The sequence below is a fragment of the Bacillaceae bacterium S4-13-56 genome (genome assembly GCA_040191315.1).
GTDB lineage: Bacteria > Bacillota > Bacilli > Bacillales > JAWJLM01 > JAWJLM01.
The window spans coordinates 1-10737 of sequence record JAWJLM010000108.1 but is presented as its reverse complement, the minus strand read 5'-3'; the positions used below and the strand labels follow the sequence as shown (position 1 = coordinate 10737).

At 36.2% G+C, this 10737-nt stretch carries 11 protein-coding genes; 3 read left to right on the top strand and 8 right to left on the bottom strand.

The window, feature by feature from the left end; all coding sequences use genetic code 11:
- Positions 1–249: 249 nt before the first annotated feature.
- Together RZN25_17225 and ugpC are read left to right on the top strand one after the other, a co-directional pair.
- The gene (locus RZN25_17225; GenBank protein MEQ6378554.1) at positions 250–1164 is read left to right on the top strand and encodes a helix-turn-helix domain-containing protein; all 915 of its coding nucleotides are present in this window, start codon (positions 250–252) and stop codon (positions 1162–1164) included.
- Between the two features lie 111 nt (positions 1165–1275).
- Positions 1276–2376 (top strand): sn-glycerol-3-phosphate ABC transporter ATP-binding protein UgpC, encoded by a 1101-nt coding sequence (gene ugpC / locus RZN25_17220; protein ID MEQ6378553.1) that lies wholly within the window; start codon positions 1276–1278, stop codon positions 2374–2376.
- 93 nt (positions 2377–2469) lie between these two features.
- On the opposite strand, the gene RZN25_17215 is transcribed toward ugpC, so the two are convergent.
- The 3 genes from RZN25_17215 to fumC all read right to left on the bottom strand — a co-directional run bounded on the left by RZN25_17215 (position 2470) and on the right by fumC (position 4607).
- On the bottom strand, positions 2470–2640 hold the full coding sequence (locus RZN25_17215) for a hypothetical protein (protein ID MEQ6378552.1): 171 nt from the start codon (positions 2638–2640) through the stop codon (positions 2470–2472).
- A gap of 240 nt (positions 2641–2880) precedes the next feature.
- On the bottom strand, positions 2881–3084 hold the full coding sequence (locus RZN25_17210; protein MEQ6378551.1) for an alpha/beta-type small acid-soluble spore protein: 204 nt from the start codon (positions 3082–3084) through the stop codon (positions 2881–2883).
- Positions 3085–3221: 137 nt separating this feature from the next.
- On the bottom strand, positions 3222–4607 hold the full coding sequence (gene fumC, locus RZN25_17205; protein MEQ6378550.1) for a class II fumarate hydratase: 1386 nt from the start codon (positions 4605–4607) through the stop codon (positions 3222–3224).
- Between the two features lie 380 nt (positions 4608–4987).
- Between fumC and RZN25_17200 the strand changes: the two genes are divergently transcribed.
- On the top strand, positions 4988–5908 hold the full coding sequence (locus tag RZN25_17200) for a zinc dependent phospholipase C family protein (GenBank protein MEQ6378549.1): 921 nt from the start codon (positions 4988–4990) through the stop codon (positions 5906–5908).
- Between the two features lie 37 nt (positions 5909–5945).
- On the opposite strand, the gene zupT is transcribed toward RZN25_17200, so the two are convergent.
- The 5 genes from zupT to RZN25_17175 form a co-directional block, all read right to left on the bottom strand.
- Positions 5946–6746 (bottom strand): zinc transporter ZupT, encoded by an 801-nt coding sequence (gene zupT, locus RZN25_17195; protein MEQ6378548.1) that lies wholly within the window; start codon positions 6744–6746, stop codon positions 5946–5948.
- A 465-nt stretch (positions 6747–7211) separates the two neighbouring features.
- Positions 7212–8504, bottom strand: a complete 1293-nt coding sequence (locus RZN25_17190) for an MFS transporter (GenBank protein ID MEQ6378547.1) — start codon at positions 8502–8504, stop codon at positions 7212–7214.
- Between the two features lie 238 nt (positions 8505–8742).
- Entirely contained in the window at positions 8743–9531 is a 789-nt protein-coding gene (locus RZN25_17185; protein MEQ6378546.1) for a M15 family metallopeptidase, read from the bottom strand.
- A 203-nt stretch (positions 9532–9734) separates the two neighbouring features.
- A complete protein-coding gene (locus tag RZN25_17180; GenBank protein ID MEQ6378545.1) occupies positions 9735–9977 on the bottom strand; it encodes an IDEAL domain-containing protein in 243 nt (80 codons plus the stop codon).
- Between the two features lie 269 nt (positions 9978–10246).
- Positions 10247–10642: a hypothetical protein gene (locus RZN25_17175; GenBank protein ID MEQ6378544.1), complete on the bottom strand. Its 396-nt coding sequence runs from the start codon at positions 10640–10642 to the stop codon at positions 10247–10249.
- Between the last annotated feature and the right edge of the window lie 95 nt (positions 10643–10737).

Below are 10737 nucleotides of genomic sequence, written 5' to 3'. Positions count from 1 at the left end.
AGCCATAATGATTTCTTATCTTTTAAGAAAAGCGCAAACGCCCTCGAAACAAGAAAAACACTTGTTTCTGCGAAGTAGCTCTATGCAGCTTTCCTTACTCGGGGCAAAAACTTCGAAGATTACTCGATGATGCTTTTTCTCTGGAGCTAGACAAATTTTATACTTATCTTTTAAAAAAAGTTTCAACATGTATCCCCCCTACCCACACCTGTTATAATGGATTAAAAAGAAGCTAAAAGAGGGATTTAAATGATCGAGAACTTAAAAAATCTATTTCCAAGTTTAATCATACAAGGATCAGATGAATTAAAAAGTACAGATGAAGAATATGAATGGTTTGAGTTGCCAGATCATACGATTATTGGAATAGCAAATTCAGATCTTTCCAAATCAGACAAGTTATTGCTTAGTACCTTTTTAAAAAAATATCGCAATTATCATCCCAACTATACAAAGAATGAAACACAATGGTGGGATCTTCTATACAATCTGCAATCAGATAAAGAATTAACAAAGTTTGAAGGAGTGAACTCCTTCCGATTTGTTTTTTTCTCCTTATCAGACGGTGATATAGATGTAGACACATTCAAAGAAGCTTTAAAAAGCCTGTTTGCCAAGGATATGCCCGTATTGTGGGAAAATGAAGGAGAGGGGATTATTATTGAGGAGTTTGATGAGACATCCCACGAGCCAGTGAGTTATGATGCAATCGTCGATATTTTAATGAGTGATTTTTTTATTAAAATAAAAATCTATATTAGTGAAATGTTTTATTCCATCGACCAAGGGTATTCTTCCTTCCAATGGGCGAAGAAGTGTTATCAGCTATCCCTGTCCACTGTGAAAAAGGATGTAGCTACTCATATAGATGTTATTCCATATCTTTTTTTGAATTCAATAGATGCAGAAGATGCCAATTTTCTGTATATGAGTATATTTCGAGAAGTGGAAGATGACCCTGACCTTTTAAAAACTATCCAAATATTTTTAGAGTGTAATTCAAATGCTACATTAGCAGCCAAAAAATTGTATATGCACCGCAATTCACTACAGTACAGGGTGGATAAATTTGTTGAGAAAACAGGAATTGATGTGAAGCAGTTTCGCGGGGCTATGACGACATACTTAGCTCTTCTTATAGGAAATTTAAAGGGTATTAGGTAGCTTGCACAAATTAGCAATAAATCTTTGTGCACGTTTGCCATTTACGATGAAAACATTTTTGTTATAAACTTACATCAGTTAGAAAAACGCTTACAAATAGGAGGATTTTAAATGGCAGAACTTCGTTTAGAACATATTGATAAAATATATGATAAGAACGTTAAAGCAGTTGATGACTTTAACCTTCATATTAAAGATAAGGAATTTATCGTTTTCGTAGGACCATCTGGTTGTGGTAAATCTACAACTCTTCGCATGATTGCTGGATTGGAAGAAATCAGTAATGGTGACCTTTATATTGACGATAAACGTGTAAATGACGTTGCACCAAAAGATCGCGATATCGCGATGGTCTTCCAAAACTACGCCCTATATCCTCACATGAATGTGTATGATAACATGGCGTTTGGATTAAAGCTTAGAAAATTTAAAAAAGAAGAAATTGAGCGTCGCGTAACAGATGCTGCTAAAATATTAGGCCTTGAAGAATATCTAGATCGTAAACCAAAGGCATTGTCTGGTGGCCAGCGTCAACGTGTAGCTCTTGGACGTGCTATTGTACGTGATGCAAAGGTATTCTTAATGGATGAGCCTTTGTCTAACTTAGATGCTAAACTTCGTGTTCAAATGCGTGCGGAGATTCAAAAACTTCATCATCGTTTACAGACTACAACTATTTATGTTACGCATGACCAAACGGAAGCTATGACAATGGCTACTCGTCTTGTTGTTCTTAAAGATGGTATTATTCAGCAGGTAGGTGCACCTAAAGAGGTTTACGATAAGCCCGATAATATTTTTGTAGGTGGATTCATTGGATCACCTTCTATGAACTTTTTAGCAGGTGTTCTTGAAGATGGATATTTTTCACTTGGCAATGAAGGTAAAGTAAAAGTTCCAGAAGGAAAAATGAAACTCCTACGTGATCAAGGTTACCTTAATAAAGAACTTATTTTAGGTGTTCGTCCTGAAGATGTACACGATGAGCCAGTATTTCTTGAATCAAGCCCTGAAACTGCATTTGATGCAACCATTGATGTTGCAGAATTAATGGGAGCTGAGTCCTTCCTATACTTGAGATTTCATGATCAAGATTTCATTGCTCGAGTGGATTCACGTACTGATATCCGCGGTGGGGACAAAATCAAACTAGCTCTTGATATGAACAAAGCTCACTTCTTTGATAAAGACACTGAAAAACGAATTCATTGATTAACCCCCTTTATATAAATCCCCCATCGATACGATAGGGGGATTTATCATGCATTAGCGGGTATACACTCATCGATTGAAGTTTCACTTTATTTAGCTTCCAAGAAATTGTTCCTCAATTTTCACATTTTCTTCAAGACCACAATTATGACATTGAACAAGGTGGACACATAAATGGCTTTTGCTTGAGTCTTCAACCCCATCTACAAGCTTTAGTCCTTCATCTTCTAAGTAAGGGCTGTAATTATCTAAAAAATCTACCACCCTGCCATGATCGTCCATTTCACTCGAGCAAGAAGGGCATTTAACTTGATACGACTTTAGGCCATTACATAATGGACATACATACATGTTTCTCACCTGCCTCTTTTTTGTTAGAAAAACTTAACTGTCCTAATGGAGAAAGCCTTAGTTTTACTATACTATCAACCGACTAAAGTTATAAATCTGTATAAAAAACAAGGAGGAATGGTCTCCCATTCCTCCCAAAACCATTAACTTATATTATTGTTGGAATCCACCAAGCTGCTGCTGGGCAGTTTGTACAAGACGCTTTGTGATTTCTCCACCAACAGATCCATTAGCACGAGAAGTTGTATCGGCGCCAAGGTTTACACCAAACTCTTGTGCAATTTCATATTTCATTTGATCAAGAGCTTGCTCAACACCAGGTACAAGAAGTTGGTTTGAATTGTTGCTGTTTGCCATGTTGTATCACCTCCTGTGTTACTCATAGTATGGACTGAAAAAAGAGGAGATATCACAAAAAAACGATGACAATTTTTCCCCGGTGCCTTTTTTGCTTGTGAACTGCTTTTTACTTTTGTAAAATATATATTTACGTCTTAATTTGATCCAGTCATTCGCTTCGGATCAATCCATTCGTCAAATTGTTCCTCGGTTAAAAGCTTAGTTTCTAAAGCAGCTTCTTTTAATGTGAGCTCCTTTTCAAAGGCATACTTCGCAATTTTAGCAGCATTCTCATACCCAATATAAGGATTGAGTGCTGTAACAAGCATCAATGAATCCCTTACAAATTGATTAATTTTCTTCTCATTTGCTTCAATTCCTATTGCACATCTGTCATTAAAAGAGCGTATACTATCACTCAATAATTCACAGCTTTGCATAAAGTTGTAGGCAATGACTGGTTTAAAGACGTTTAATTCAAAATTCCCCTGACTTGCAGCAAATCCAATGGTTGCATCATTCCCCATAACTTGTGCCGCTACCATTGTGACTGCTTCACTCTGGGTAGGGTTTACTTTCCCAGGCATAATCGAGCTCCCCGGTTCATTGGCGGGAATGGTAATTTCTCCTATCCCACTTCGTGGACCACTGGCAAGCCATCTAATATCGTTTGCGATTTTCATCATATCGGCTGCTAATCCTTTGATCGCTCCATGAACATAAACCATATCATCATGGCTTGTTAAGGCATGAAATTTATTTTTTGCTGATTTAAATGTCTTATTTGTAATTTTTTCAATTTCAGTACATACCATCTCAGAAAAATCAGGATGTGCGTTTAACCCTGTTCCAACAGCTGTTCCTCCAATGGCAAGCTCTCTTACATATTCCAAGCTATTTTCAATCATTTCAGATGATTTTTCTAACATACGATGCCATCCACTAATTTCTTGACCTAAAGTCAATGGAGTCGCATCTTGAAGGTGAGTTCTACCGATTTTAACTATATCTTTAAAGCGATCCACCTGTTTTTCAAAAGTTTGCTTTAGTACATCTATAGCAGGAAGAAGATCATCCTCTACCTTTAGGACTGCCGCAATATGCATAGCGGTAGGATACGTATCATTCGAACTCTGAGACTTATTCACATCATCGTTAGGATGAAGTCTACATTCTTTTCCTTTTCCTTCTAGCCATTGATTCCCCACAAAAGCAATAACTTCATTCACATTCATATTAGATTGTGTTCCACTTCCTGTTTGCCAAACGACCAATGGAAAGTGTTCATCTAATTCACCTGAGAGAATTCGATCTGCCGCATATGTAATGGCATCTTTTTTTTCTTCTTCCAATAGTCCTAGCTTATGATTCGCTATAGCTGCGCTTTTCTTCAAAATAGCGAATGCACGGATAATTTCTAATGGCATTTTTTCTTTACCAATCGGAAAATTATTTCGGCTCCTTTCTGTTTGTGCCCCCCAATTCTTTGAAGCATCTACTTTAATTTCTCCAATAGTGTCTTTTTCCACTCGATAGTCCAAACCTATCTCCTCCTTATCCAATACGAAAATGTTTTCCTTTAAAAATAATGATAAAATTTAATCAGACTATTTACACTATTCAGTTTTTCGGTTATAGTATAAGTACACTACATGAAAGGAGGCACCCTTTAAGTAAATTGTTACATAAAGGAGGCGATGAGTCGAGAAGAACGCTCGTAGTTTTGTCTCACGATTTTCATGAAGGGTATACGATTGAATGAATTTGAAATTTGAACAATAGAGTCCGCTAAAATGTTACAAAATAGCGGACTCTTTTTATTTGGACAAAAAACTTTAAGAATTACCTATCTATGCATATACATAATTTCCTTTATAATGTAACTATAGATTTTTCAGGACCAGTGAAGGGAGAAAGATTCATGCCTAATATTTGGACACATATTATGTTTTGTGAGGATGTTATGGACTCTGTAAGGTATCCTTATCAATCCGAGATAAACCAAGGATATATGAATCTTGGCGCACAAGGTCCAGATCCTTTTTTTTACCATAACTTTTGGCCATGGAAAAAAGAAAAATCAGTAGAAAAGGTTGGAAATCTTATACATCAAGAAAAATGTGGAGATTTTCTATATGATTTAATTCTTCATTCAGCCAACTCTAACAATCATGCTAAAGCATATGTAATAGGATTTATTACTCATCACATCTTAGATAGAAATACTCATCCCTATATCCATTATCGAGCAGGATACAAAAAAAATAATCACCAAAGGTTAGAAGTTGCCATTGATACCATCCTTATGAGGAAGGCCAGGAACCTCCCTACATGGAAAACCCCTGTTTATAAGGAAATTGATATAGGATACAAGCTGAATTCTGAAGTGGAAGATATCCTAAAGAAAACAATCTATACGCATTTTCCTTCGGTCAAGGAGATAACAACTGACTCCTTTATTCAGGATTCATATCGGGATATGAAACGGGCATTACGTGTTCTTTATGACCCATTAGGCTGGAAGAATAAATTGCTAGGGTCATTTGTTTCTGATTTTTCCCATCAGCCGCTTCAGAATGACCATGATTATTTAAATGAACAACATAATAAATGGTATCATTCAGCAACCAATGAGTCTTCCGAAGAAAGCTTCTTGGAGCTTTATGAACATGCTAGAGCACAAAGTATCGATATTATTTCTGAGATCATTCGTTTTTGGCAAACCCCTGCCAGAGGAAAGCAGCTTCTACTCCGTGAACTTATAGGAAACTATTCGTATGACACAGGTAAGCCTCTAGAACTAGGATTAACCAATCGTTACTCAGAGTCTATTTATGGATGAAAAACAGACCAAATCTTATTGGTTTGGTCTGTTTTTATTAAATAAACAATAAAAGACTTAGCGCCATAATCATCATGCCTGCAACTACTCCATAAATGGACAAATGTGCTTCATCGTATTTTTTGGCTGCAGGTAATAATTCATCGAGCGAAATAAATACCATGATCCCGGCTACACCAGCGAAAATAACTCCAAACATCGTTTCTGTTAAATAAGGCATTAAAACTAAATAAGCAAAAATCGCACCAAGCGGTTCTGAGATCCCAGATAAAAAGGAGAGTTTAAAGGCTTTTTTTCGATCCCCTGTCGCAAAATAAACTGGAACTGAAACCGCAATCCCCTCTGGAATATTATGAATAGCGATGGCTACAGCTACTGCAAAACCGATCGTTGGATCTTGTAAAGTCGCAGTAAACGTCGCAATTCCTTCTGGGAAATTATGAATAGCGATCGCAAGTGCAGTAAACTTCCCCATCTTCAACAAATTGGAATCTTGAGGTTTCTTGTTCATATCCTCTACTTTCTTAAGCTCATGTGGGTTCCCTTGCTTAGGAATTAATTTATCAATTAACGCAATGAGTAACATACCCCCAAAAAAACCTGCAACTGTCATCCAATTGCCCATTACTTCACCCATTTCAAGAACAAGAGCATCCTGTGCTTTTACAAAGATTTCAATCATAGACACATAAATCATAACCCCAGCAGAAAACCCAAGAGAAAATGAAAGGAATTTTGTGTTTGTTGAAGATGTAAAAAACGCAAGAATACTACCTATTCCTGTTGAGAGACCTGCCATTAATGTAAAACCAAATGCCAGTATTAAATTTTCAGTCATAAAATCTCTCCTTTATAAGCAATTTCCTTACCCTCACTATTTTTCCCTAAGGAAACTTAATATTAAAAAAAAGTGAACTTTTAAAAGTTCATTTTACTAATAAAATGATATGCTGCAATTTTGGAAAAGTGAGCGAATTTAAATTTTTTTCACGAAAGACTTTTTCTTTCCTTTGTCTAAGTTTAATTTTAAATCAAAATTTGTTTTCTGTAAATCAACAGAATATCAAAAAGCTTTTCTTTTTAAAATTTGGAATCAAAATATGAAAAGTGCATGCGCCCCTTGTAACAAGAAGCGCACTTGTTTCTGCGAAGTAGCTCTAAGTAGCTTTCCTTACTCGAAGCAAAAACTTCGAAGATTTACTCGATGAAGCTTTTTCACTGAAGCTAGACGGATTTTCTTATTCTTAGAAAAAAACGCAGGAATTTATATAATTCCTGCGTTTTTTAATCTATTCACTATTCGTTAATAAATAATCACTCTATCTTTTGGATCTGTCGCTTCTTTTGCTTCTTTTTCACCTTTTTCAATATCAACTAACTGCAACAAGATGAATCCCACAACGAAGAAGAAGATTAAAGATAAAATCCCTAATCGACTAGAACCTGTTATTTGCCCAATAAAAGCAAACACAAATGGTCCAAACATAGCAGCGAATTTCGAAGAAACCCCAAAAAACCCAAAGAATTCAGCATGACGGTTTCCTGGTACCATTCTTCCAAAAATAGATCTACTTAATGCTTGAGCCCCTCCTTGAACAAAGCCTACACAAATTGCCAGAATGTAAAAGTGGAGAGCAGTTGTCATAAAGAAACCTAAAATAACGATACCCGTATAGATGATTAAAGATAAAGACAAAGCTTTTTTGGGAGTAATCTTGGTAGCTAACCACCCAAAGAAAAACGCAAATGGGATACCCACGAATTGAGTGATTAATAAGGCCGATATTAAATCAGTTGTCCCTATGCCGATTTCACTTCCGTAGATAGTTGCCATTTTAATAATGGTTGAAATCCCATCATTAAAGAGCCAGAAAGCTATAAGAAACAAAAATAATTGCTTGAACTTTTTAATTTCAGTCAATGATTGGGCAACTCTTTTAAAGCCGATAGTCACATACGAGTGCTCTCTCTTTGGCTGAACCTTTTTTTCTTCTTTGATATTTTTGAAGAGTGGTATAGAAAAAATAAACCACCATATACCTACTGTAACAAAAGTTGCTTGTGTGGCACTTACTGTATCGGGAAATCCAAACCATGCTGGCTTTTGGATCATTAACAAGTTAATCGCTAGAAGAATTCCTCCACCAATATATCCAAAGGCATACCCTCTGGAAGAAATTTTATCCATGTTTTGCCCTTCTGCGATCTCAGGTAAAAATGCATCGTAAAATACATTCCCTCCTGAAAACCCAATAGTCCCAATAATCATGAGTAAGGATGCTAATAGATAATCTCCTTCCCCTACAAAAGCGAGCAAAATACTCGCCAGTATCCCTAAATAAGCAAATGTTCTTAAGAAGTTCTTCTTAGACCCAGCGGAATCGCTTATGGCTCCTAAAACAGGAGACAAGATGGCTACAATTAGAACGGCTATAGACTGAGAATATCCCCAATAACTTGTTGCAAGTGATTCTGGTATTCCATTTGCAGCTACATCAGAGTAATACACAGGTAATACAGCAGCCATCATAGTCGTGGCAAACGCCGAATTCCCCCAATCATACATCATCCAACTGACTACCGGTTTCTTCTTCATTCAAAACCTCCTTAAACTTTGCTAACCTTCTATTCCTAGAATATCAAAAAAGAGGAGAAAGAGACGAGTTATTTTTCGAATTCTCATAAAATAGGGGTAGAAATAGAATTGAATGGGGTGAAGCTTTGTACTATAAAAAAAGATGATTCCTCACTATTTGAAGAACCATTTTTATATTTTTATATCTAAGTCGGAAAGCTTTAAAAATTTTAAGCAGTTTCATAAATCCTCTTAGGAATTACTCATATCCTAAGTACTCTTCTAAAGTAACATCCTGTCCATAAATTTCTTTAGCCATTTCCTTCCCAACATAGCGAATATGCCATGGTTCATAACTATACCCTGTGATATGGCTTTTACCCTCAGGATATCGAATAATGAACCCATATTGATGTGCATTATTTTTTAGCCATTCTCCCTCAGTCGTATTCCCAAAATCCTGTACTAACCTGTACGTAACCACTGCTGCTGAAACGTCCATGGACAAGCCTGTTTGATGCTCACTTTTTCCAGGCTGTGCAGAAAATTTATCTGCGTATTCCTTTCCATTTGTGTTTACGTAATGATTATAAAGAACTGCTTGCCGCTCATAGGAGCGATACCCAGATACCGCCACTAGTTCTATCCCTTCCTCCGATGCACCGGCAAATAGCTCCTCTAATGCACTAGCTGTATCCTCTCTAACATACCTCTTTTCATCTTCCCCACTAAAAGAAAAAGGTACATTAGGTACTACTAAATTTTCTGGTACATAATCCGCGGGAAGCATTCTTTTTTTATTAGCAACCACATCTAGTGCAGAGGGGTCCTCTACCTCCACAACTGAAGGATCACTCTCCTGTTTGGCAAGATCCTCTGATTCATTCTCGTTGTCTTCATTTTTCGAATCATTTATGATTGGAGTAGATTTTGTCTCAAATGTACTTGTTCGGTGATTTGTTGCTGTCTGAAATGAAAATACTTTATCTTGAGCTTGGCACCCTATTAGAATGATTAGGAAAAGTAAAAATATTAATGCTTTTTTCATGGTGTATATCCCTTCTTTTCTCAGAACTATCTTTACTGTATCATGAAAAAGGATTTAGGGGCATACTTAACATAAAAACCTTATTTTTAAATTCATTTATCACGGCATGAACGAACAATAATACCCTCACTGATTGAAGTTTCACTTTATACATTTTTCTATGTAGACTGAAAAAGAGGATGACATATGCCACCCTCTTTTGTTTATTCTTTTGTGTAAGATGCATAGACTGTACTTAATTCATAAAATCTTTCGCGATCATTTGCTTCAATAGCTTCATTAATTAAACCTTCTAAATAATGCTTATTTCGTTTGAAAGTTAACTCATCTAAAAATAATTTAGCAGCTAATTTAATCTCAAACGAAATTTCCCTTTTGGCAATAACCTTCTTATACCTAACCTCAGAAAACCTTCTCAACATATAGACTACTTTTTGTTTTTTCACTGGAACATACCCCCTTGTTCCTTTTTACTATTATGAAATATTCAGACGGATATTGCAACAATTTTCTGAATATTTTTTTATGTTTTTATTATATACCCAGAATTGGTGTCTTGAAAACTAAAAAGAAAGCCCATCTTAAGAAAATTTTGGTTTTAGCTACAATGTTTTATCATGTGAACCTCTCCAACTAATTGCTTACGCAATTTGATTTGCATCCCTTATCTTGAATACAGTACAAAACAAGCACGATTAAGCCACCTTCGGTGACTTCATTGCTGATGAAGACTAATTAACGAAGATAAAGTTTGTGATGTTCTTTTTGCCACTACAGGAACTTTTGCCTGCAAGGACAACCCTGAATTTTCTGACATGGATTTTTGATATGCCCCAATAAAATAACGAGCTGCTATATTATAACCAGCTGACAGATCAGCATGATAGATCTTGCCCGTAGTGAACGTGGCAAGGTCTTTTTTATTATTGCGTTCTACTTTTCCAGAACCATCATATGCTAATGCACTTGTGTTTCGAGGATGGACTCTAGAAATACGTATACCCGCATAATGAGCCATTTCTTCGACTTTGTGTTGAATCGCCGTTTTACGCCAATAACGTAATTTGAAACAAAGTTTCTTAGCACTCCAAAAACTTTTCGGTATCTTCATTTTATCTAGGAATTCGAAGACAACGACATCACAATTATGTTCTTTGCCTCCTATCTACTAAGAAAAGCGCAAGCGCCCTTGATCATCGACGTAAG

Excerpts from the sequence above, each read along its gene's own strand:
- RZN25_17225 (MEQ6378554.1), top strand. The coding sequence starts at position 250 with ATGATCGAGAACTTAAAAAATCTATTTCCAAGTTTAATCATACAAGGA.
- RZN25_17210 (MEQ6378551.1), bottom strand. The coding sequence starts at position 3,084 with ATGGCAAACAGCAACAATTCAAACCAACTTCTTGTACCTGGTGTTGAG.
- RZN25_17185 (MEQ6378546.1), bottom strand. The coding sequence starts at position 9,531 with ATGAAAAAAGCATTAATATTTTTACTTTTCCTAATCATTCTAATAGGG.
- zupT (MEQ6378548.1), bottom strand. The coding sequence starts at position 6,746 with ATGACTGAAAATTTAATACTGGCATTTGGTTTTACATTAATGGCAGGT.
- ugpC (MEQ6378553.1), top strand. The coding sequence starts at position 1,276 with ATGGCAGAACTTCGTTTAGAACATATTGATAAAATATATGATAAGAAC.
- RZN25_17200 (MEQ6378549.1), top strand. The coding sequence starts at position 4,988 with ATGCCTAATATTTGGACACATATTATGTTTTGTGAGGATGTTATGGAC.
- RZN25_17190 (MEQ6378547.1), bottom strand. The coding sequence starts at position 8,504 with ATGAAGAAGAAACCGGTAGTCAGTTGGATGATGTATGATTGGGGGAAT.
- RZN25_17175 (MEQ6378544.1), bottom strand. The coding sequence starts at position 10,642 with ATGAAGATACCGAAAAGTTTTTGGAGTGCTAAGAAACTTTGTTTCAAA.